Annotated in this window: 19 protein-coding genes; 9 read left to right on the plus strand and 10 right to left on the minus strand. The window is 34.0% G+C overall.

What is annotated here, in order from left to right:
• Positions 1-221: 221 nt before the first annotated feature.
• Entirely contained in the window at positions 222-1763 is a 1542-nt protein-coding gene (locus BN863_RS16310; protein ID WP_038532371.1) for a glycine--tRNA ligase, read from the minus strand.
• A gap of 72 nt (positions 1764-1835) precedes the next feature.
• Here BN863_RS16310 and BN863_RS16315 point away from each other — a divergent pair, with 72 nt between their 5' ends.
• Positions 1836-2528 (plus strand): ComF family protein, encoded by a 693-nt coding sequence (locus BN863_RS16315; protein ID WP_316930367.1) that lies wholly within the window; start codon positions 1836-1838, stop codon positions 2526-2528.
• Between the two features lie 56 nt (positions 2529-2584).
• Positions 2585-4192, plus strand: coding sequence for an Ig-like domain-containing protein (locus BN863_RS16320; protein ID WP_038532374.1), 1608 nt, complete (start codon positions 2585-2587; stop codon positions 4190-4192).
• On the opposite strand, the gene BN863_RS16325 is transcribed toward BN863_RS16320, so the two are convergent.
• On the minus strand, positions 4179-4958 hold the full coding sequence (locus BN863_RS16325; RefSeq protein WP_038532376.1) for an amidohydrolase: 780 nt from the start codon (positions 4956-4958) through the stop codon (positions 4179-4181). The genes BN863_RS16320 and BN863_RS16325 overlap by 14 nt on opposite strands.
• A complete protein-coding gene (locus tag BN863_RS16330) occupies positions 4958-5287 on the minus strand; it encodes a hypothetical protein (protein WP_038532378.1) in 330 nt (109 codons plus the stop codon). Before BN863_RS16330 ends, BN863_RS16325 begins: the two co-directional genes overlap by 1 nt.
• 186 nt (positions 5288-5473) lie before the next feature.
• Here BN863_RS16330 and BN863_RS16335 point away from each other — a divergent pair, with 186 nt between their 5' ends.
• A complete protein-coding gene (locus tag BN863_RS16335; RefSeq protein ID WP_038532379.1) occupies positions 5474-7561 on the plus strand; it encodes a S46 family peptidase in 2088 nt (695 codons plus the stop codon).
• Positions 7562-7783: 222 nt separating this feature from the next.
• Here BN863_RS16335 and BN863_RS16340 read toward each other — a convergent pair whose 3' ends face one another.
• Complete coding sequence (locus BN863_RS16340) at positions 7784-8167, minus strand: hypothetical protein (RefSeq protein WP_148304636.1); 384 nt, start codon at positions 8165-8167, stop codon at positions 7784-7786.
• A 171-nt stretch (positions 8168-8338) separates the two neighbouring features.
• Here BN863_RS16340 and BN863_RS16345 point away from each other — a divergent pair, with 171 nt between their 5' ends.
• The 3 genes from BN863_RS16345 to BN863_RS16355 all read left to right on the plus strand — a co-directional run bounded on the left by BN863_RS16345 (position 8339) and on the right by BN863_RS16355 (position 14065).
• Positions 8339-9964, plus strand: a complete 1626-nt coding sequence (locus BN863_RS16345; RefSeq protein WP_038532384.1) for a tetratricopeptide repeat protein — start codon at positions 8339-8341, stop codon at positions 9962-9964.
• 162 nt (positions 9965-10126) lie between these two features.
• The gene (locus BN863_RS16350; protein ID WP_084817566.1) at positions 10127-12979 is read left to right on the plus strand and encodes a TonB-dependent receptor; all 2853 of its coding nucleotides are present in this window, start codon (positions 10127-10129) and stop codon (positions 12977-12979) included.
• 63 nt (positions 12980-13042) lie between these two features.
• Complete coding sequence (locus BN863_RS16355; protein WP_148304637.1) at positions 13043-14065, plus strand: phytase; 1023 nt, start codon at positions 13043-13045, stop codon at positions 14063-14065.
• 508 nt (positions 14066-14573) lie between these two features.
• Here BN863_RS16355 and BN863_RS16360 read toward each other — a convergent pair.
• From BN863_RS16360 to BN863_RS16375, 4 genes are all read right to left on the minus strand, one after another.
• Positions 14574-16343 carry a MutS-related protein gene (locus tag BN863_RS16360; protein WP_038532386.1) on the minus strand — a complete coding sequence of 590 codons (1770 nt, stop codon included), beginning with the start codon at positions 16341-16343 and terminating at the stop codon, positions 14574-14576.
• Positions 16344-16436: 93 nt separating this feature from the next.
• Positions 16437-17192, minus strand: coding sequence for a succinate dehydrogenase/fumarate reductase iron-sulfur subunit (locus tag BN863_RS16365; RefSeq protein ID WP_038532388.1), 756 nt, complete (start codon positions 17190-17192; stop codon positions 16437-16439).
• Between the two features lie 10 nt (positions 17193-17202).
• Positions 17203-19215: a fumarate reductase/succinate dehydrogenase flavoprotein subunit gene (locus BN863_RS16370; RefSeq protein WP_038532389.1), complete on the minus strand. Its 2013-nt coding sequence runs from the start codon at positions 19213-19215 to the stop codon at positions 17203-17205.
• A gap of 12 nt (positions 19216-19227) precedes the next feature.
• Positions 19228-19905, minus strand: coding sequence for a succinate dehydrogenase cytochrome b subunit (locus BN863_RS16375; RefSeq protein WP_038532391.1), 678 nt, complete (start codon positions 19903-19905; stop codon positions 19228-19230).
• Between the two features lie 379 nt (positions 19906-20284).
• Here BN863_RS16375 and BN863_RS16380 point away from each other — a divergent pair, with 379 nt between their 5' ends.
• Both BN863_RS16380 and BN863_RS16385 read left to right on the plus strand, forming a co-directional pair.
• Positions 20285-21577 carry an aminopeptidase P family protein gene (locus BN863_RS16380; protein WP_038532393.1) on the plus strand — a complete coding sequence of 431 codons (1293 nt, stop codon included), beginning with the start codon at positions 20285-20287 and terminating at the stop codon, positions 21575-21577.
• A 97-nt stretch (positions 21578-21674) separates the two neighbouring features.
• The gene (locus BN863_RS16385) at positions 21675-22241 is read left to right on the plus strand and encodes a hypothetical protein (RefSeq protein WP_038532395.1); all 567 of its coding nucleotides are present in this window, start codon (positions 21675-21677) and stop codon (positions 22239-22241) included.
• A gap of 110 nt (positions 22242-22351) precedes the next feature.
• On the opposite strand, the gene BN863_RS16390 is transcribed toward BN863_RS16385, so the two are convergent.
• Together BN863_RS16390 and BN863_RS16395 are read right to left on the minus strand one after the other, a co-directional pair.
• Entirely contained in the window at positions 22352-22798 is a 447-nt protein-coding gene (locus BN863_RS16390) for a GNAT family N-acetyltransferase (protein WP_038532398.1), read from the minus strand.
• Between the two features lie 23 nt (positions 22799-22821).
• Positions 22822-24144, minus strand: coding sequence for an aspartate kinase (locus tag BN863_RS16395; RefSeq protein ID WP_038532401.1), 1323 nt, complete (start codon positions 24142-24144; stop codon positions 22822-22824).
• A 102-nt stretch (positions 24145-24246) separates the two neighbouring features.
• Here BN863_RS16395 and BN863_RS16400 point away from each other — a divergent pair, with 102 nt between their 5' ends.
• Positions 24247-24903 carry a hypothetical protein gene (locus BN863_RS16400; RefSeq protein WP_038532402.1) on the plus strand — a complete coding sequence of 219 codons (657 nt, stop codon included), beginning with the start codon at positions 24247-24249 and terminating at the stop codon, positions 24901-24903.
• Positions 24904-24949: the final 46 nt, after the last annotated feature.

Consider the following 24949-nt stretch of genomic DNA (forward strand, 5'->3'; position numbering starts at 1 on the left):
GAAATCTTGTAATAACCACAACATAATTCAAATAATGTAAAAGGACTGGTTATCTCATACAAATTTATCCTTTTTAATTGATAAACTATTACGGGAAAACCGTACTTCTTGAAGATTTTACTTCTTAACAACAAAAAATCCCCAAGCAGAACTTGAGGATTTTATTTTATATCATTGATTTTTAACACTAAAGTGCTAAAAAAAAATAGAGCAACATGAACTTACATTTTCATTAACCAAGTACGTACATCTACTTCTTGCTTAATAATATCGTGTAAATCTTCAATTTTTACTCGTGTTTGTTCCATCGTATCTCTATGACGAATTGTAACCATATTGTCTTCTAACGTATCATGATCTACAGTAATACAAAACGGAGTTCCGTTTGCATCTTGTCTACGGTAACGTCTTCCAACAGCATCTTTTTCATCGTAAACCACATTGAAGTCCCATTTTAATTCTTCTACAATTTTACGAGCTACTTCTGGTAAACCGTCCTTTTTAACCAGTGGTAAAATGGCTGCTTTAACAGGAGCTAAAACCGCTGGTAATTTTAAAACAGTACGTGTTGTATTATTCTCTAATTCTTCTTCTACTAACGAGTTTGAGAATACAGCTAAGAACATACGATCTAAACCAATAGACGTTTCTACAACGTAAGGCACATAGCTCTTGTTTTCTTCGTGATCGAAATATTGTAATTTCTTTCCTGAATGTTTTTCGTGCTGACTTAAATCGAAATCTGTACGTGAATGAATTCCTTCTAATTCTTTAAATCCGAACGGGAATTTAAATTCTATATCTGCTGCTGCATCTGCGTAATGTGCTAATTTATCGTGATCGTGGAAACGATAATTATCTGCACCCATCCCTAACGATAAATGCCATTTTAAACGTGTTTGCTTCCACTCTTCGTACCACTCTTTCTGAGTTCCTGGTTTTACAAAGAATTGCATTTCCATTTGTTCAAACTCACGCATACGGAAAATAAACTGTCTTGCAACAATTTCATTTCTAAACGCTTTTCCTGTTTGTGCAATTCCAAAAGGAATCTTCATACGTCCCGTTTTCTGAACGTTTAAGAAATTAACAAAAATCCCTTGAGCTGTTTCTGGACGTAAATATAAATCCATTGCAGAATCTGCAGATGCACCTAATTTAGTACCAAACATCAAGTTAAATTGCTTAACATCGGTCCAGTTTCTAGAACCTGTTAAAGGATCTGCTATTTCTAATTCTTCAATTAAAGCTTTTACATCTGCTAAGTTTTCTTCACCTAGAGATTTCCCCATACGTGCTAAAATACCGTCAATTTTTTCCTGGTATCCTACAACACGTCCGTTAGTACTTAAAAACTCTTCTTTATTAAATGCATCACCAAAACGTTTTGCGGCTTTGGCTACTTCTTTATCTATTTTAGCTTCTATTTTTGCGCAATAGTCTTCAATTAAAACATCGGCTCTATAGCGCTTTTTAGAGTCTTTATTATCTATTAATGGATCGTTAAAGGCATCGACATGGCCAGAAGCTTTCCAAGTGGTTGGATGCATAAAGATTGCTGCGTCTAAGCCCACAATATTTTCATGCATTTGTACCATGGCTTTCCACCAATAGTCGCGTATATTTTTCTTTAACTCCACACCGTTTTGTGCATAATCGTATACTGCACTTAAACCGTCGTAAATTTCACTGCTCTGAAACACATAACCGTATTCCTTTGCATGAGAAATTACCTTCTTAAATTGATCATCTTGATTTGCCATGCTACAAAAATATAAAACGCCGGAAAACTATACGTATCTTTTTTTTAAAGTATTACGAAATTTTGTAATTTAATGTTTTTAGGTTCTATGTTTAAAGCGTTATTCAATATTTTCTTTCCAAAAGTATGCTATAGCTGCATGACTATTTTGGCCGATGGAGAGGCAACGCTATGCACAACGTGTAGGCACCATTTACCTGTTACTCAATTTCATTTTAACAATAACGACAGCGTTTCTAAAGTGTTTTACGGAAGAGTTCAGGTAGAAAATGCTACTGCCCTACTGCGATTCGAAAAAAAAGGAATAACTCAAAAACTCATACATCAATTAAAATATAAAGGTCAGGAACCCATTGGCACATTTTTAGGCGATTGGCTTGGTGGCGAATTACAAACTTTAGATGCTTATAAAACCATTGATGTTGTAATTCCCGTTCCGCTACATAAAACCAAACTTAAAAAACGTGGCTATAATCAGGTGGCAAAATTTGGTCAGCAATTGGCTTTAGCTTTAAATGCAGCGTATATTGACGATGTTTTAATAAAAATAACGAATGTAAACTCTCAAGTTTCTAAAAACAGATTAAGTCGATGGACAAATTCTGAAGTCATTTTTAGTGTTCAGCATTTAGAAAAAATAGATAACAAACACATTTTACTAGTAGACGATATAATAACCACGGGAGCCACCATGGAAGCCTGTGCTAACTTATTACTTTCTGCTAAAAATGTTAAAATAAGCATCGCTGCAATGGCAATTGCTTAAACTGTTTTCGGTTACTGCCAAATAAATTGTTTCTTTGCGTAAATTGTAATTGAATAATGAGTAAAACGCTTTCAAATTTTTTGTTTATAGGTATACTGTGTTTATTTATCGCCAACTGTGCCAATAGAGGAAATCCGTCTGGAGGACCAAAAGATGTAACAGCTCCGGAAATCACAAAATCGGTACCTAAAAACTACACAACAAATTTTAGCGGGAACGAAATTAGAATCTATTTTAACGAATACGTTAAGATTAAAAATCTAAGTAAGCAGCTTATTATTTCGCCTCCTATGGAAACACAACCAGAGATTACCCCTTTAGGAAGCGCGAGCAAGTACATTACTATTAAAATTTTCGACACGCTTGCTCCTAACACCACGTATGCTTTTAATTTCGGGAATAGCATTGAGGATAACAACGAGGGAAATCCGTTTCCGTATTTTAAATATGTGTTATCTACAGGCGATTATATCGATTCTTTATCTGTAGCAGGAATTATTCAAGATGCCACTTTAAAAGATCCTGAAAATTTTGTATCGATAGGTTTATATGAAATTGATTCTACCTTCTCAGATTCTATAATTTATAAAGAAAAACCTAAATATGTTACTAGTACATTAGATAGTATTACCACTTTTGTTTTAGAAAATATTAAGGCAGGAACTTATCTTTTGGCAGCCATGAAGGATGAAAATCAGGATTTTAAATTTCAACAAAAATCAGATAAGATTGCTTTTATTAAGGAATACATTACTGTACCAAAAGACACCATTTATCGCTTAAAATTATTTAAGGAAGATTTAGATTTTAAATCTTTTAAACCGCGATTAATTTCTAAAGGAAAAGTCGCGTTTGGTTATGAAGGAGATTATGAAAACATGTCTATTGAATTTCTTTCTGAAAAACCTGCAGACTTTGAAGAAGTAGTTACTAAAAATCAAGAAACAGATTCTTTAATGTATTGGTATAGACCACAACTTGAAACAGATTCAATCAAGTTTAAAATTGCTTACAAGAACACTGCAATTGATACTTTTTCAGTTAAAATAACAGATAAATATCAAGATTCTTTAACGGTAAAAGGAAGTGTAAACGGGCAAATTAATTTTAATGAAGATTTTGTTCTGTCGGCAACAACACCTATAAAATCATTAAATGCATCCTACATTTCGCTTATAGATAAAGATTCTACCGTAGTGCCATACACTACAAAAATGGATACGCTTAATAATAACATTCGATTTTTATTTGAAAAGAACGAGAACTCGAAATATCGTTTACAATTTTTACCAGGTGCGATTACCGATTTCTACGACGATAAAAACGACACACTACAATATATTATGCAAACCAAGGCTTACGACGATTATCCTAATGTGCGCGTCTTACCTAGAAATGCCGTTTACCCAATAATTGTTCAATTAACTTCGGCAAAAGGCGAGGTAAAATACGAACAATATAGTACCGAAGCGGCACCTATAGATTTCACGTATTTGAAAAGCGGAAAGTATCTCCTTCGCGTAATTTATGACGAAAACGGAAACAAAAAATTCGATACAGGGAGTTACCTTAAAAAAATTCAGCCTGAACGTGTAAGCTATTACCCTGAAGAAATAGAAGTACGAACGGGCTTCGATTCGGAATATGAATTTATTCTAAAGTAAAGGCATCTCTATCATTCAAAAATTTGAATTTACGTCTGGTATTAACAACGTCTTCTTTCTTTAAAACAACAATACGATACCCAATTTCGTTTTCATTAAATTCAGAAACGGTATCACCTAGCGCATTATAAACAGCAGAATGCCCTGAATACATATGCCCTTTTTCGTCTTCACCAACACGATTTACACCTACACAATAACACATATTTTCTATTGCACGTGCTTTCAATAAAGCATCCCAAGCAGATGTTCGTGGAACGGGCCAATTTGCAACATAAAATAAAACATCGTAATCGTTGTTATAGCGCGACCAAACGGGAAAACGTAAATCATAACAGACCAACGGGAAAAGTTTCCAGCCTTTATAATCTACAATAGTGCGTTCTGTTCCTGCTGTATATACTTTATGCTCTCCAGCCAAAGTAAATGTATGACGCTTTTTGTATGTTTTTAAATCGCCATTAGGGTACACAAATACCAATTGATTAAAATAGTGACCGTCTTCTTTAAGAATAAGGCTTCCCATTAAAGCAGCCTGTTTTTTGTGTGCCAATTGTTTCATCCAAGACACCGATTCGCCAGACAACGTTTCAGCGTGTTTTTCAGCATTCATTGTAAACCCTGTGGTAAACATTTCAGGCAGTACAACAACATCTATGGCATCGGGAATAGACAACACAAGCGCTTGTATGTTCTCGCGATTAGCCTTAGGGTTTTCCCAAATTAAATCGGTTTGAATAAGCGCTATCTGTAAATGGTCATTCATTAAAAGAATACATATTTCTTTTCGTTATTAGTCATGCGTTTCGCTCGTTCTTCCTCCTTTAATTCTTTTCGGTAGGCTTTAGCGATAGCTCTATTTTGAATTCTTTCGTTTCTCTTCATCTCTCTAAATTCACCAGCTTTAGCTTCATGCTCGCGAAAAATAGCTTTCTGATCATCTAACGTTAAACTCTCGGTTATATCGTAACCGTTTAACAAAATTGAAGTGCCTTTCACTTCGTAAACATTATTATTATACTCAATTTCTTGAGCGTTCAGTGCCGTTAAAGCACATAATGACATAGCAAAAGCCAATAGTAGTGGTTTTTTCATAAGTAAAATAGGTTTGGGACTAGCAATTTACTAAAAGCCAAGGTATTCCCCTAAAGTTTTAGATGAACGGCATCATTTTTTTTAAACAATTTTTGTTAATAATTATTTTAAAAACAGGAATTACCATCTTTAAAACGCACTAATAGTTTAGCCTTTTTTATCTTTGCAAAAATTAAATACAAACTCATGAGATTAATAAAACTTTTAGTTCTTTTTATTAGCATTCAAGTCAGTGCACAACAAGGTGGTATGTGGATTCCCTCGCTCTTACAAGGGATGAATGAAAACGATATGGAAAGCTTAGGAAGTAAACTTTCTGCCAAAGATATTTACGATGTTAATAATTCTAGTTTAAAAGACGCTATCGGTCATTTTAACGGTGGCTGCACAAGCGAAGTTATTTCTAAACAAGGTTTACTTTTAACCAATCACCACTGCGGGTACGGACAAATTCAATCGCATTCGTCTCTAGAAAACGATTATTTAAAAGATGGCTTTTGGGCTAAAAATCTTAAGGACGAATTACCAAACAATGGTTTATACGTTGAGTTTATTGTGCGTATTGAAGATGTAACCGCTCAAGTGCTTGAAGGCGTTACTAAAGATATGACAGCAAAGGAGAAACAAGCTAAAACCGATGGAAATAGTAACAGAATTCAATCAGCTACTAAAAAAGAAGAATGGCAAAACACAAAGATAAAGTCCTTTTTTAAAGGCAACCAGTACTTCTTATTCGTTACCGAGCGATTTAACGATATCCGTTTAGTTGGTGCGCCTCCTACGAGTATTGGAAAATTTGGTTCGGATACAGACAACTGGGTTTGGCCAAGACATACTGGAGATTTTTCATTATTCAGAATTTATGCTGATAAAAACAATCGTCCAGCAGAATATTCAGAAAACAATAAACCTTACAAGCCTAAACACTTTTTACCAATTTCTTTAGACGGGATTAGCGAAGGTGATTTTACTTTAGTTTTCGGATTCCCAGGAACAACACAAGAGTATTTACCTGCAGTAGCCATTAAAGAAATTACAGAACAATTAAACCCTAGCAATATTGCTATTCGCGAAGCCGCTTTAAAAGTGATTGATGCCAAAATGAAAGAAAGCGATGTAATCCGCATTCAATACGCATCTAAACAAGCCCGAATTGCAAACGCTTGGAAAAAATGGATTGGCGAAAATCAAGGGATTAAAAAAAGTAATGCTATTGAAAAAAAGAAGGCTGAAGAAGCCGCTTTTACTGAAGCTTTAAAAACAAAAAACTTAGAAAGCGAATACGGTCACATACTGCCTGAACTCGAAAAGCAATATGAAACGTTTGCTCCCGTAGATGTTAAACGTAGTAATTTTGTAGAAATTTTTGTTAGAACTAACGAATTGATGTCTATGATGTTTAGATTATCGCAATTAGAAGCTGCAGCAACTAAAGGTGATGATGTTTTTAACGAAGCTAAAGCCGCTACTCAAGATAGAATTAAAAGCACACTTAAAAACTTTAATACAGAAGTAGACAAAGGTGTTTTTGAAGCTATAATGCCTTTTTATACTAAAGACGTAGATGTTTCTATTTATAATAAAACTGCATTTACTAATCTGGAACGTGCACTATCAGTATTAGAAGGCACACCAACAGAAGTAGTTGAAAAACTAAATAACGATGCTGCTTATGCCTATGCTAAACCATTTATTATTGATTTTTACACAACTATAGAACCTGATTTTCAAGAGAAAAACAACTCGATAAACACTTTAGAAACGGCATACATGAAAGCCCTTATGGAAGTTGTACCTAGCGAACGTTATTATCCAGATGCTAACAGCACGCTTCGTGTTACATACGGTCAAGTTCGTGGTTACGCTCCTAGAGATGCTGTGTATTACAATCCGGTATCGTATTTAGATGGCGTTATGGAAAAATATATTCCTGGTGATTATGAATTTGACGTTCCACAAAAACTTCAAGATTTATATACAAGTAAAGATTACGGGCGCTACGCCGATGCTAACGGAAAATTACCTGTGTGTTTCTTAGGAACCAATCATACAACTGGAGGAAACTCAGGAAGTCCCGCTATAGATGCTGAAGGAAATTTAATCGGATTAAATTTCGACCGCGTATGGGAAGGCACAATGAGTGATATGAATTACGACCCAGAAATCTGTAGAAATATTATGGTCGATGTACGTTACATACTATTTATTGTCGATAAATATGCTGGTGCAGAACGCCTAATTAAAGAGATGAAATTGGTTCATCCTAAAAAGTAAGATTTCTACTATAAAATTTAAAACAAACGGCATCATTATAAAAACGGATAGACCGTTTAAAAATTGAAAAAACCAGTGAACTTACATTCACTGGTTTTTTATTGCGAATTCGTCTAGTCGTAAAATCACGACTCAACTCATTCTATAAAGAGACAAAACAATCAAATGAAAGCAGAGTTTAGCTGCTGTGTTTAATTTCTAAAAATGTAAGGCTCAAAAAAATTAATCGCATAAATTATTTATTTCAGCCCTAACATCATTTATGTATTCATCCCAATCGCCTTCATAGGCTCCAGGGTAGCATTCTTCAAGATTTTCCAAGGCATCTACATACCTATTACCAGCATTTTTATAAGCATTACAATTCTCGGTGGTTGGGTTTGCTTCATATGCTATTCCTGCATTAGTGAAATCTGAAAGATGACTCGATGTAAAATCAGTCCAATCGGTTCCACAATCAAAACCTAAAGCGTCTGCGATATCATCTTCACCACAAGATGTAAATAACGCAAGTCCCATAAAACTAACAACGATTAACACCTTTAATTTACTGCAAAAAATAGTATCCTTTATACTCTGAACGTTACTCTTGTTTAAACTTTCCATAATGTTGATTTTTAGTTAATACTAGTATTGATTTAATAACACTTTAAAGGTATACCAAGCGTTCAAAACAGGATATCACAGAGGTAACAGTATATAAAACATATGTAACATTTTAGATAAAAATGGCGAAAAGGAAACATTTAAGTAACATTACATTTTTTAATTTTGGCCATGATTTTATATAAAACCAACAGCTTTGGCTATAGTATTCTGCGACATAACACCATTAAAACAGTATACCTAGTCGCATTTATTTTTCTCAACGTTATTCATCTTAACGCACAAGACCAATACAAAGATTCTAATACTGGTATTGATACCGTTTTTACTGAATTAAAAAATCGGTTAGATAAAGCTAATCAAGACAAAAACGATGTTGCTATAATGAATTCACACATCCAATTAGCTAATTTCTATTTGCAATTGGGTTTAGAAAACGAAGCCATAAAACATTATCACGATGCCTTAGAGAAGAGTACAAAAAAAGATACAACAGCTATTTATATTGGAAACAAAATGAGTAACATCTACCTCTCTTTAAAACAATATGAAAATGCGAAATCTTATCTAACTAAAAGTTTATCGATAGCAGAACAACTGGATTTTAAAAAAGGAAAGGCTGAATGTTTTGGATTATTAGGTAGTGTGGCAGAAAAAGAGGCCAATTACACATTAGCCTTAAAGCATCAAGAAGAAAGTTTAACTATTTACAAAACACTTTCCGACAGTACTGGCTTAGCTACTACTTACGAAAATATTGGAAGTATTTATGAAGACTTACAACAGTACGACAATGCGTTAAAATACTTTTTAAAAGCACATTCACTCTCCAACAATATCCCGACGTATAACCAAATAAATATTCTCAATAATATAGGAGATGCGTACAGAAAAATGATGAAATCTGAAGAAGCACTTCCTTACACCTTACTAGCGCTTCAACAGGCTAGAACATCAAAAACTACACATCAAGAAGAATCTGCGCTTAAAGATTTAGCATTAAACTATGCCGATTTAGACGATTATAAAACCGCTTTCGATTACATAATTCTGTATCAGGACTTAAACAAAAAAGAAACGGAACATAAAGACACAGAATTAGTTCGTTCGTTACAAATACTTTACGAGGTTGAAGAACATGAAGCCGAAGTAAAACTTCTGAATAAACAAAACGAAGTAAATAAAATTAGACAAAACATTATTTTACTAGCGAGCACCTTTATAATACTCATGTTATTAGGTTGGTTTCTACATTTCAGAAAACGTAAAAAACAGCAATCGAAAATTCAACACTATAAAAATGAGCTTTTGCAAGCAAATATAGATAAAAAGACACAAGAGGAAATTGCTTTACAAAGAGAGAATACTATAAAAACGTCGGCTCTTACCAATTACAGTTTGCACTTAGCACATAAGAACAAAATGATTTCGGATATAACTCGAACATTAAATAATATAAAGGACAGAAATTCTGTACTGATAAAATCTAAAATTGAAACGTTAATCAAAGACATCGATTTAGATATTTCTCAAGAACAAGAGTGGACAGAATTCATTAATTTCTTCGAGCAAATCCATCCTCATTTTTCTCAAAACTTAAAAAAGGATGTTACAAAAGAATTAACAGCGTCCGAATTAAGATTATGTGTGTTATTAAGGCTTAATTTATCGTCTAAAGAAATTGCATCAATACTTAGAATAACCCCTGATAGTGTGAGAATTGCACGCTATAGACTCCGAAAGAAACTTCCAATCGACTCAAAAGAAGACCTTCAAGTCTTCCTCTTAAACTTATAATACAATGTTTCTAAAACATTACCAACTTGTAATTCCAATGTTAATGTTGCCTTATAATATAGGCTAATTTACACAGTTTATCACGTTTTGTTAACGGTTACTTTAGATAAAAAACGAGCTCTCAATCTAACTTTGTCAAAAAAATTAACCTAACAAATAATTATGAAAAACTGGATTACCTTAATGATGCTTATGGTTACAACTTTAAGCGCATTAGCACAAACCGGACAAGTGCAAGGACTCATTACAGATGAAAATAAAATTACCATTCCTGGCGCTTCCGTATTAATTGAAGAACTTAATAAAGGAGCTATTTCCGACTTTAATGGGAAATTTACGTTTGTAAATGTAGAAGCTGGAACATATACTTTATCTATAAAATATTTAGGATATGCAGAATACGAACAACAAATCACTGTTCAGCCTACACAAACAACAACATTAAAAATTACTTTAGAGGAACACGCTACAGAACTCGACGAAGTTCAAGTAGTATCTTTCGGTTTTGGATCTCAAGCTAGAGCTCTTAACACACAGAAAAACAAGCAAAACATTACAAATATCGTATCTACAGATCAAATTGGTAAATTTCCAGATGCTAATATTGGAGATGCAATAAAACGTATTCCGGGTATTACCATGCAAATGGATCAAGGAGAAGCTAGAGATATTATTGTTCGTGGTTTAGCACCACAATTAAACTCGGTAACTTTAAACGGAAGTAGAATTCCATCTGCAGAAGCCGATAATAGAAATGTACAAATGGATCTTATTCCATCGGATATGATCCAAACCGTAGAAGTTAACAAAGCGGTTACTCCAGATATGGATGCCGATGCCATTGGAGGCTCTGTAAACTTAATTACAAGAACATCGCCTCAAGGGTTTCGTTTATCTGCAACCGGTGGTTCAGGGATTAACTTAATTAACGACAAACGTATTATTAACGGATCATTTCTAGTTGGAGACCGTTCTAAAAATAATAAATTCGGATGGGTTGTGTCTGCATCCTATAACGACTCTGACTTTGGTTCTGATAACATTGAAGCCGAATGGGATGACGAATTTGAATACAACACTGGAGAAGAGGACGAAGAAGGCGAACCAATTATGCAAGAAGTAGATGTAAACCCATATGCGAATGTGTTCGAAATTAGAGAATATCACGTACAACGTATTCGTCGTAGTTTATCTGCAAACTTCGATTATAAATTAAACGATAATAATACACTTTACTTTAAGTCTATCTATAACTGGAGAGACGACCGCGAGAATAGATTTGTACTAGAGCAAGAAATTCTTGATGGTGAAGATATCGAGTATGGAGATTTTAGTGTAGATTCAAACAACAATTTAACAGCATTTCCTGTAGGTGTAAAACGAGAAGTTAAAGGAGGAATAGACAATAGCAGAAATAAAAACACACGTTTAGAAGACCAACGTATGCAAAACTATAGTCTTAGTGGAGATCACTTGGTAAACAATTTACAAATCGACTGGATGACTTCATTCTCTAAAGCTTCAGAAGAACGTTTAAACGAGCGTTATTTAGTTCACGAAAGCGAATACGGCATAAACTTTAACAACAATGCAGATAAGCCGAACTACACACCACAAAGTGCAGAGGATGCAGACTATAGAATCTTCGAATTCGACGAGTTGTACGAAGAAAATCAATATACCGACGAAACAGATTTTAACGCCTTAGTTAATTTTGAGCTTCCGCTTCATATATTCGATAAAGAGAATGGTACTTTAAAGTTTGGTGCTAAAACCAGAATCAAAGAAAAAATTCAGGACAACGACTATATTGAATATTCACCTGAAAATGACGATTTAGAGTTCTTAGGAAATCTACCTACACGTAACTATACAGAAGCAGATTTTAATCCTGGATCTCAATATGTAATCGGAGATTTTGCTACTCCAGAATATTTAGGAAGTTTAGATCTTTATGATACTTCACTTTTCGAAAGTGAAGATTTACCAGAAGAGTATATTACAGGAAATTTCAAGGTTAAAGAAGATGTATATGCTGCCTATGTTATGACAGACCAAAACATTACAGACAAACTAAGTTTCCTTTTTGGTGTACGTTTGGAGCATACGGTAGTTGATGCCACTGGTAACGAGATTATTTTTGATGCAGATGGCGATTATTCAGCAACATCTCCTATTACTAGTCAAAATGATTACACCAACATTTTACCTAGTTTACACTTGAAATACGATATTACAGACCATACCGTTTTACGTTTCGCTTGGACAAATACAATTGCTAGACCTAATTACGAGGATATTGTTCCATCTAGAGAAATTAACTTCGAAGACGATGAAATTAGCTTAGGAAACCCTGATTTAAATCCTACAACTTCTATGAACTTCGACATCATGGCAGAACATTATTTTACGTCTGTAGGTTTACTTTCTGGAGGTGTATTTTACAAAGATATCGAAGACTTTATCTATACGTTTCAATATGAAGATGCAGACGGATTTGAAGTTTACCAACCTTTTAATGGAGATAGAGCAAGCTTATTCGGATTCGAAGCAGCATATCAACGTCAGTTAGATTTCTTGCCTGGTTTTTTACAAAATTTAAATATTTATTTAAACTATACGTATCTTAAATCTGATGCTTCTGGTATTAGAAATGAAGATGGAGAAGAGCGCGACGATTTAGATTTACCTCAAACCGCTCCAAACATGTTTAATGCATCTTTAGGCTATACAAGTAAATACTTTAGTTTACGTCTATCTGGTAACTATTCTGATGCTTATATCGATGAAATTGGCGGACGTGCTTTTGAAGACCGTTATTACGACGAGCAGTTCTTTTTAGATTTTAATGCACGTGCTAACATCACTAAACAATTAAGTTTTTATGTCGATGTAAATAACATTACAAACCAACCATTACGTTACTACCAAGGAACAAGCGCTAGAACAATGCAAATGGAATACTACCAAGCACGTGTTACTTTTGGATTGAAATACGATTTATTTAAAAAATAATTTAACCTCCCGTTGTGTTTCACAATACATACAGCACACAACGGGATATTTTATAACTACATTATGAAAAAACAAATTTTCAGTATTGCCATGGCAACACTATGTTTTACGGCTTGTAAAACAACAACTAAATTACCTGAAATTAAACCAACATTAGTTTCTCAAAAAACACCTCACGATACAGACGACCCTGCCATTTGGGTAAACAAAAACAATCCGGCGCAAAGTATTGTTTTTGGTACAGACAAAGATGAAGTAAACGGTGGTGTTTATGCCTTCGACTTAGACGGAAAAATAATTAAAGAGAAAAGTCTTACTGGAGTAAACTACCCTAACAATGTAGATATCGAATACGACTTCGCTTTAAACGATTCGACTACAGTTGATATCATGATGTTTAGTGAACGAGAAAAAAACCAAATGCGATTGTATACTGTTCCAGATATGACGCCTTTAGATAACGGTGGATTTCCTGTTTTTGAAGACGAAACCGATTTAGAATTAAGACGTCCTATGGGAATTAGTATTTACAAAAACCCTACGACCAATAAAACTTACGCCATTGTAAGTCGTAAAAAAGGACCAACAGAAGGGTATTTATACCAGTACGAGTTAACCACAAATAACAGTAAAGTTTCTGCGAAATTGGTTAGAAAATTTGGAACCTTTAGTGGACAAAAAGAAATTGAAGCTATTGTTGTAGATGATGCTTTAGGACATGTATATTTTTCTGACGAAGGCGTTGGTATACGTAAATTCTATGCAGATCCGGCAAAAGGAGATGCTCAGATTTCTATGTTTGGAAGTGAACATTTTAAAGATGATATCGAAGGAATCGCGTTAGCGACTTATAGCGATGGAGCTGGATTTCTAATTGTATCTAACCAACAAGATCATAGTTTTAATATTTTTAAACGTGGTGACAACAGCTATGTAAAAACATTAAATCTGGGTACTATTGAAACTGATGGTTGCGATGTGACCACAGAAGCTTTAGGACCGAAATATCCAAATGGTTTATTTGTTTCTATGAACGATGAAAAAGATTTCTTTTTCCACAGTTTAGATTCTTTACAATTGAGATAATTTCTATTGAAATATTATAACTAAAAAAACGCCATTTTCAGAACTGAAAGTGGCGTTTTACTTTATATAATCTTAAGTATTAAAGTGAGCTAAAAGCGTCTAAAAAAATGATAGATTTTACACTTAAAATTCAGAACCTAAACTATGAAATTTTAAGTGTTTAAAAAACGAAAATATTGAGCGTAAAACTGTTAATTTCATTTTGGTTCACACCAAAAATATTTCACCTAAAAATGAGTCACCTATTTCAAAATTAAAACGGACTATTTCTTATCGATTTTCAAGCTCAAACAATGACACAACATTTTAAATTAAAAAGAGCAAAATTAACACATAACACACTATACACAAGTAACATAAACTCTTAAAATGTTATTACATTTGAGTTTAAATCAGAAGAAAAAACATTCGTTTTCAAACAAATAAAAGACTAAAAAAACAACTTTAAATTAAAAAAATATCATTTCTTAAAACAATAGAATATTTTTTTTTTGATGTATTTTAAAGGTTATATAATTTCCATTTTTTTAAGTAAAAAACTTGCGTTCATATTCTGGCAAATTCCATCTTTAAATGTATAATCAAAGTGCAACTCGTCGTTAATAATTTCAGCATCAAAATAATGATTTTTCACTTCTGATAATTCCTCCGAAATCTCACATAAACTCAAGTCGTGCGTCGCAATAATTCCAGTGGCATTAGACGCTACAAGTTTTTCTACAAACCTTCGCGAACCAATCGCTTTATCGGTACTATTTGTTCCTTTTAAAATTTCATCCAAGACAATAAAATAACGGTCGGTTTGAATCGCATCTACAATGTATTTTAAACGCGTTAATTCCGAAAAGAAGTACGAACTATCATCGGTTAACGAATCGCTTGTACGCATACTTGTAATTAACTTTATCGGATTGTAAGTACTTGTTTCGGCACACACAGGAAGCCCCACATTCGCCATAACAATATGCAAGGAAACGGTTCTAAGAAACGTACTTTTCCCAGCCATGTTTGCACCTGTAATAATAAAAAACTCTTCGTTTTTAATATTTAAATCGTTATCTACGCGCTTCTCTGCTTTTAACAACGGATGACCTAAATTTTTAGCTAGAATGACATCTTGATTTTTATTGATTTCTGGGAAGTTAAATTCAGGATTATTGAAGGTATAATTTCCTAATGAATTATACGCATCGAAAAATGAAATCACATCGAACCAGTCTGTTGTTTTATGGGCGTATTTCTTTATCCATTGCTCGATGGCATAAGCATTTTTAATATCGAGTAAAAAGAATCCATTTCCGAAAATAGCAGATATTAAATTGTTCCGATTATCTAAACGATCTAATAATCGAGATAATTCTGAAAATATATCTGAAGCTTTCTCTCGGTCTTGAGTAATCATTTTTTGTTTTTCAATCAGTAATTCCGATTGAAAAGTTTCTTGTTCAATTTTATCTAGTAAACCGGCATACTGCTTAAAAGTCTCCTTTAACTTATCTGTTTTAGATGCAATAATATTTATTGATTTTAAATAGATTCCCGTAGTTACTAATCCCAGTAACAACCAAATTCCTAATAAATTTGCAGACACCATATTTACATACACAAAAGCAAAAATTACTAATGTTACAAGTGTGAATAACCAAGGTAATACTTTTAGAAAAGGTTTGAATTTAGGTTTGTAATTAGACAACCACTCATTAATAGTTTTAGCAGGTGTTTCAACTTTTATCAAACTAGCAATAGCACTATAATTCTGTCTCCAAATCGCTTTATCTGAAAGCTCTTTAATAGCTTCCTGACGCGTTGTAATATTATCAATTTCGTTTGCTTTAAGTGCTTCGGAAAGTTTCTCTGCACCCTCTTTTATATACGTTCTATTAATATTCTGAAAAAAAGAACCACGACCAAACAAATCGACATCTAAACAATATTCGTGTAAAGGATCTTGAAACTCTAAACCGTCTAAACGATCAAAAAACCCTTCATTTTTAATCTTTATTTCATCTTCATTAATCGCAACAATAGCACGTTCTAAATTACGCTTCTGTTTAATATTGGTATACTTCAGCAATAAAAATAAAAACAGACTTATTCCAACTACGGCAATAGCCACTGCCACCTGCCAATTAGAAAACGTTAAATACACAGTATAGGCGGCAACTAAAAACACCACTAATCGCAAAATACTTAGTAGTCGCATTTGCTTGTTAAGCGCAGTAGCTTTTACTTGATGGATTTGAGCTTGTTCTTTATAAAAAGCGATTGGAGATTTCATTGATATTTATTATTTAAAGGCTCTAAAACTAAACAAAAAATCCCAAGCACGACGCTTGGGATTCTTAATATTATAACAATTAAAAGGTTTAGATTATCCTTTTACATTTGCTTTCATAAATTCTCTATTCATACGTGCAATGTTGTCTAAAGAAATACCTTTAGGACATTCTACCTCGCATGCTCCAGTGTTGGTACAGTTACCAAAACCTTCAAGATCCATTTGCGCAACCATGTTTTTAACACGTTCGGCAGCTTCAACTTGACCTTGTGGTAATAATGCGTATTGAGAAACTTTAGCTCCTACGAATAACATTGCAGAAGAGTTTTTACAACTTGCAACACAAGCACCACAACCAATACATGCTGCTGCATCCATAGCTTCGTCGGCAGCAATCTTAGAGATTGGTAACGAGTTTGCATCTTGTGTATTTCCAGACGTATTTACAGAAATATAACCTCCTGCTTGCTGTATACGTTCGAAAGCCATTCTATCTACAATTAAATCCTTTATTACTGGGAAAGCTGCTGCTCTCCATGGTTCGATAGTAATGGTATCACCATCATTAAACATTCTCATGTGTAATTGACAGGTTGTGATTCCACGATCTGGACCGTGAGCTTCACCATTAATATATAAAGAACACATACCACAAATTCCTTCACGACAATCATGATCGAAAGCTACTGGCTGTTCGCCAGAGTTTACTAATTGTTCGTTAAGAACATCCATCATTTCAAGAAAAGACATATGTTCTGAGATATCAGTTACTTTATAATCGACCATTTGACCCTTTGTACTTGAGTCTTTTTGTCTCCAAATCTTAAGCGTTAGATTCATATTATCCATAATGTCAATCTTATTTGTATGAACGTTGTTTCAGTTCAATATCTTTAAATTCTAATTCTTCTTTATGTAGAACCGCATCTGCAGGTTCTCCTTTGTATTCCCAAGCCGATACAAACGCAAAGTTAACATCGTCACGTTTTGCTTCACCTTTTTGCTCACCGTCTAATTCTACCGACTCTTCTCTAAAGTGACCTCCACAAGATTCTCTTCTTACTAAAGCATCTTTAGCGAACAATTCTCCTAATTCTAAGAAATCTGCTACACGTCCAGCTTTTTCTAGTTCTACGTTCATTTCGTTTGCAGAACCAGGAACCTTAACTTCTTTCCAGAATTCTTCACGAATCGCTTTAATTTCGGCCATAGCTTCTGTTAAACCTTTTTCGTTTCTAGACATTCCTACTTTATCCCACATTACTTTTCCAAGTTTTTTGTGGAAGTAATCTACAGATTTTGTTCCCTTGTTGTTAACGAAGAAATCGATACGATCTTTAACTTCTTTTTCAACTTCGTCAAATTCTGGTGTGTTTGTTGGAATTTTTCCGGTTCTAATATCGTGAGATAAATAATCTCCAATAGTATAAGGTAATACAAAATAACCATCGGCTAAACCTTGCATTAAGGCCGAAGCTCCAAGTCTGTTTGCACCGTGATCAGAGAAGTTTGCTTCACCAATACAGTAAAGACCTTCTACAGTAGTCATTAAGTTATAGTCTACCCAAATACCACCCATTGTATAGTGCGTTGCAGGGTAAATCATCATTGGCGTTTTGTATGGATTCTCGTCTACGATTTTCTCATACATTTGGAATAAGTTTCCGTATTTCGCCTCAACAATTGCTTGTCCTAATTCGTATATTTTAGCGGGAGTAGCATCTTTTATACCGTGAATTTTAGCTTGCTCTTTTCCGTAACGGTCAATAGCAAATGCGAAATCTAAGTATACCGCTTCACCAGTTGCGTTAACACCGTAACCAGCATCGCAACGTTCTTTAGCTGCTCTAGAAGCCACATCACGAGGTACTAAGTTACCAAAGGCAGGGTAACGTCTTTCTAAGTAATAATCTCTATCTGCTTCAGCAATATCTGTAGGTTTTAATTTCCCTTGTTGAATCGCTTTAGCATCTTCTAATTTAGCAGGAACCCAAATACGACCATCGTTACGTAAAGACTCAGACATCAATGTTAATTTAGACTGATAATCTCCCGAACGTGGAATACATGTTGGGTGAATTTGTGTATAACACGGGTTTGCGAAATACGCTCCTTTTTTATGAATTTTCCAAGCCGCCGTTGCGTTAGAACCCATAGCATTAGTCGATAAGAAATATACATTTCCGTATCCTCCAGTTGCAATAACTACAGCATGTGCAGAATGACGTTCAATTTCACCTGTAATTAAATTACGTGCGATAATTCCTCTAGCTTTTCCTCCAATTTTAACAACGTCTAACATTTCGTGACGATTGAACATTTCAATCTTTCCACGAGCAATCTGACGGTTCATTGCTGAATATGCTCCTAATAATAATTGTTGTCCTGTTTGTCCTTTAGCGTAAAATGTTCTTGACACTAATACACCACCAAACGAACGGTTATCTAATAATCCACCGTAATCACGTGCAAAAGGAACTCCTTGAGCCACACATTGGTCGATAATATTACCAGACACCTCAGCCAAACGGTGAACGTTTGCTTCACGAGAACGGTAATCTCCACCTTTTACGGTATCGTAAAATAATCTGTAATTTGAATCCCCATCACCTTGATAGTTCTTTGCTGCATTTATCCCTCCTTGAGCCGCAATTGAGTGTGCACGTCTAGGAGAATCTTGATAAGCAAATGCTTTTACGTTATATCCTAATTCGGCTAATGTTGCTGCTGCCGAACCTCCTGCTAAACCTGTACCAACAACAATAATATCTATATTACGTTTGTTTGCAGGGTTTACAAGGTCTATATGATTTTTGTAATCTGTCCATTTATCTTTAATTGGACCTTCTGGTACTTTTGAATCTAAAGCCATTTGTATTTAAGATTAATGGTTAAAAAAATGATAAAGTGCAATAAAGATAAATCCTAAAGGGATTAGTATTGAGTACGCTTTACCTATAGTTTGTAATGTCTTTTTTCTTCCGGCTGTTCCTCCCATAGATTGGAACGCAGATGTGAAACCGTGTAATAAGTGTAATGCTAAAAACACAAAGGCAATAACATAAGCACCCACACGAATAGGACTTACAAATTTATGAACTAATTCTTCGTAATAGCGGTAACCTTCTACACCTTCCATGGTACCAGACCAATCGCCATTAATAAACTTTGTATTAATTTCTGGAAACCAAAAATCGATAAAATGTAGGATGATGAATGCTAAAATAGCAACACCACTCCAAATCATATTTCTACTCATCCAAGTAGAATTTGCTGCACCGTTGTTCTGTGCATACTTTACACCATTTGCTTTTCTGTTTCTAATTTCTAATACAAACCCCATTACAAAGTGAAATACAACTCCAAATATTAAAACCGGCTGTAACGCAAATTGAATTAAAGGATTTGTTCCCATAAAATGGGATACTTCGTTAAAAAGCTCAGGACTAAATACCGATAAAATGTTGATGGCAAAATGCTGAAGCAAGAAAAACATAAGAAAGAAGGCTGAAAGCGCCATAGCGACTTTTCTTCCTATTGATGAATTTAAAAATCCGCTCATTTTTTTATAATTAGTTTTATTCCCAACAAATTTAACTTAGAATAGTTTTATAGGCAAAATCTAAAGAATATAAATTCAAATTTAGAACGATTTTAAAGAACCTCTCAACCGACTGATTTACAATGCCTTTTGAGATTAAAAATTTTTATTCAAACGTTTAACCAAATAGAATCTTAAGCAAAAACATGAACTCGTATCATATCGCAGATAAAAAACGGTCAGACACCTATAATACGTAGGCAAACATCCGTATAAATACGTAGAGCTAGCTACGCAATACTTTTATACTAACCTTTAACATCATTTTAAGGTTTCTATTTATAGCACTATCTATTATATATGTAATTTTGGAAACATCTCATTTTAAACATCAATTCTAATGAAATATCATGCAATAAATTCAGATTTATTTATTCAAAATAGAGCAAATTTTTCGGCTCAAATGAAACCTAACAGTTTAGCTGTTTTCAATTCCAACGACGTATATCCTATTGGCGCAGACAGTGCTTTACCTTTTCAGCAAGACCGTAATATTTTTTATTTAAGTGGCGTAGACCAAGAAAGTAGTATCCTGGTTTTATTTCCAGATTGCCCAAACCCAAAACATCGCGAAATTCTATTTTTAACTGAAACAAATGAGCATATTGCTGTTTGGGAAGGTGCTAAATTAGATAAAGACGCTGCTTTTAAAACTTCAGGAATTAAAACCGTGTATTGGTTGCAAGATTTCGAACGTGTTTTTAAAGAAATCATGACACAGTGTGAAACGGTTTACATAAACACCAACGAACATTATAGAGCCAATGTAGAAACAGAAACTCGCGAAGACCGTTTTAACAAATGGCTACGAGAAAAATATCCAGCGCACAGTGTTGCGAAAAGCAATCCGATTTTGCAACGTTTACGCTCCGTGAAAAATCAAATAGAAATTGATTTAATTCAGCAGGCTTGCGATATTACCGAAAAAGGCTTCCGCCGTATTTTAGAGTTCGTAAAACCAGGCGTTATGGAATACAATATTGAAGCGGAATTTATGCACGAATTTTTAAATAACCGTTCTAAAGGATTTGCATACACACCAATTGTAGCTTCAGGAAATAATGCCAACGTATTACACTATATTGAAAACAATCAAGAATGTAAAGCTGGCGATTTAATTTTGTTAGATGTTGGTGCAGAATACGCTAACTACTCATCTGATATGTCTAGAACAATTCCGGTTTCAGGAAAATTTACAGACCGACAAAAACAAGTGTACAACGCCATAAACCACGTTAAAAACGAAGCCACAAAAATGCTTGTTCCAGGTACAATTTGGGCAGATTACCATGTTGAAGTAGGAAAACTTATGACCTCGGAATTATTAGGGCTAGGTTTATTAGACAAAGCCGATGTGCAAAACGAAAATCCAGACTGGCCAGCCTATAAAAAATACTTCATGCACGGCACATCTCACAACATGGGATTAGATACGCACGATTATGGTATTTTAACAGAGCCTATGCAAGCCAACATGGTGTTTACCGTAGAGCCAGGACTTTATATTCCTGAAGAAGGTTTTGGAATAAGAATTGAAGACGATGTCGTGATTCAGGAAAATGGCGAACCATTTAATTTAATGCGAAATATTCCAATTGAAGCCGATGAAATTGAAGACTTGATGAACAAGTAACATCTAATTGTCCATATGTATTTTAAAAAAGCAGAACTTCGCATTGAGTTCTGCTTTTTTTTATGATATTTGATTCGTTAATGCGCAACCTACTATTATGAGAAACCTCCTATCTACTTTCTGTTTTTTTATCATTTCAATTATTGCATACGCCCAAACCACAACTGTCGAAAAATCTATTTACGGTATACAAACAGGGTTTCTAGGATTTTATGCAAATAACGAAGCCCGTTTAACAAACAGCATAGCCTTGCGTAGTGAATTAGGTTTAGATGCAGGATTTTGGGGAAGCGATGTAAACGATATAAATGGGTATTTGCTTGCACCTGTTTTAACATTAGAACCTCGCTGGTATTACAATCTAAAGAAACGCACCAATAAAGGTAGACGCACTGCAAATAATACAGGAAATTTTGTATCTCTTAAAACTAGCTATCATCCAGATTGGTTTACATTAACCAATGCAGACCATCTTAATTTTATTGGAGACTTTACAATTATACCCACTTGGGGAATACGTAGGCACCTTGGAAACCATTTTAATTACGAAACTGGAATAGGAATTGGTTACGGACGCTATCTATTAAACAAAAACGATTATTATTACGGTGATAAAAATGTAGTTGCAGTCAACCTTCATTTACGCATTGGTTACTCCTTTTAATCAACATAAATTCATAAAAAAACGGAACTAAAAATAGCTCCGTTTTTTACACTAATAATATTTAAGATGAACAGTAATTTTTCTAATTAAAAATTGCTAAATTTTATTTTTCAGCAATTATTCCACTCGTAATAATTGGAATCTTCGTTTAATTTAAAGCCCGTTTTTGGGTACAATTTATTTCCAACTATATTCGATTTACTCGTCTCCAAAAACATACCGCAAGCATGAGTTTTTACAACCAATTGTTTTGCTTTTTCAATTAAGTTTACAGACACGCCTTGTCCTCTAAAATCAGAAGTAACAAACAAATCGTTTAACAACCATAATTTCTCCATTCTCGTTGAAGAAAACAAAGGATACAACTGCACGAAACCAACTAATTTCTGACTTTCATTTTCTGCAACAAAAATTTCAGAATCTCTGCGTTTTAGTCTTTCAGAAAGAAACTTTTCTGCACCTTTTAAATCTGATTCTTTTTCATAAAAAACACGATACGCATCAAATAATTCGGCGACAGATTTCACATCTTCTTTAACAACTTTTCTATACGTCATGTTCTGAAAATTAATTTACGTTTTTAAACTGTTACAGAGTCGAAAACATAACGGTGTAATTTCTGAAGTGTTTCTAGTTTATCACTTGTATTTATTAAGAGCGAAATGTTATTATTACTTCCTCCGTAAGAAATCATTCTAATGTTTATATCTTGTAAAATTTGAAACAATTTATGTGTATCAGGATGGTTCACAATATTGTTACCTACCACGCATACAATAGTTCTGTGCGTATCTACACTTACATTAGAAAACTCTTCTAATTCAGCTACTATATCTTTTAAATACGTCGCATCATCTATAGTTAAAGATACGGCAATTTCTGAAGTTGTAATCATATCGATTGATGTATGATATTTTTCAAAAATTTCGAATACTTTCTTTAAGAAACCAGACGCTTGAAGCATTCTAGCCGATTTAATTTTAATGGCTGTAATACCATCAATCGCAGCAATAGCTTTAATCCCTTCACCTTCTGCAGAGTCGTCTATTAAGGTTCCATGGGCAGCAGGGTCCATAGTATTTTTAATACGTACTGGAATTTTTAAATCACGCACCGGCATAACCGTTTGCGGATGTAAAATTTTCGCTCCGAAATATGCTAATTCGGCAGCCTCATCGAACGATAAATGCGAAATGGCATCGGTATCGTGAACAAATCTTGGGTCGTTATTATGGAATCCGTCGATATCTGTCCAAATCTGAACTTCTTCAGCCTGAACCGCTGCACCAATTATACTTGCCGTGAAATCACTTCCTCCACGTTCTAAATTAGAAATATCACCATCGGCATCTAAACAAATAAATCCTTGTGTAATAAATACTTCTGTGTCTTTATTATCTTCTAAAACACGCGTTAAATTACGTTTAATATAGAATGAATCTGGTTCTTGTAATCTATCCGTACGCATAAAATCGAATGCCGAAATTAATGTTGCTTTTACACCGTCTTGTTGTAAAAAACGACTGAACATAAACGTAGATAACAACTCCCCTTTCGACACTGTAATATTATAAAGTAATTTATGAGATGGCTGAGATACCAACGCTCTTAATTCACCAAAAACAGAATCTATATATTGCAAAGATTCATCAATAAATTCTTGCTTAGAAAACAAGTCGTTTATAACGATAATATATTTATTATATAAAGTTTCAATAAGACTTAAAGCCTCATCAGATTTACCTTCAGAAATCGTATGCGATATTTCTACTAATGCATTTGTAGTTCCAGACATTGCCGATAATACAACAACCTTTCTTCCACCTTCTGATACGATACTTTTAACGTTAGTCATGTTTTCTACAGACCCAACAGAAGTTCCTCCAAATTTTAATACAAGCATAATTTTTAGTTTTAAAGGCTCAAAAGTAATTAGAGTTGAACGAATTAAAATAAAAATGAAAAATTTGTTCTAAATTTGTACAAATTGTTAAATAATTAACAAATGAGAACCATAGCCTCTTGTGTAGAAGAAATTTTATTAGCACAACCCTTTTTAGAAGAAGCCATTTCTAGAAACATTGTAAACTACTCTGCTTTAGCAAACGAATTGGTAGACCCCATAACCGAAATGCTTAGAAAACCCGTGAAATCTGGTGCGATTATGATGGCGTTACGTCGCTATTCTCCGCCTAAAGATTTAGGAAATTCGGTACGATTAAAACGTGTATTAAATAATTTAGGAGATATTACTGTACGCTCTAATTTATCGAATTACACCTACAAAAATTCGACAACTCTTTTCGAAAGTCACGCTAAGGTGATTAATAAAATAGGAGATAAATCGAATATATTTTATGCGTTTACACGTGGGATTCACGAAAGCAATATTGTAATATCTAGTTCAGAGCAAAATCATATAGACGCTATATTTATTAATGAACAACAAATAGGGTTACAGAATCACCTTTCGGCAATAAGCATAAACCTACCTGCAGACAATACCAAAATTGCAGGTTTATATTATCAGATATTTAAACGTTTAGCATGGGAAGGAATCACCCTTTACGAAGTGGTCTCTACAACTAACGAATTTACCGTTTTGGTTGAAGAAGGTTATGTAAACAAGGCTTTTTCAGCAATAAAACGATTACATAGTTAAATCTTAAAGTTTAAAAGTATTCTAATTTAAATGAAGCTATTATTTT

Source organism: Formosa agariphila KMM 3901 (assembly GCF_000723205.1).
In the GTDB taxonomy this organism is placed as follows: domain Bacteria; phylum Bacteroidota; class Bacteroidia; order Flavobacteriales; family Flavobacteriaceae; genus Formosa; species Formosa agariphila.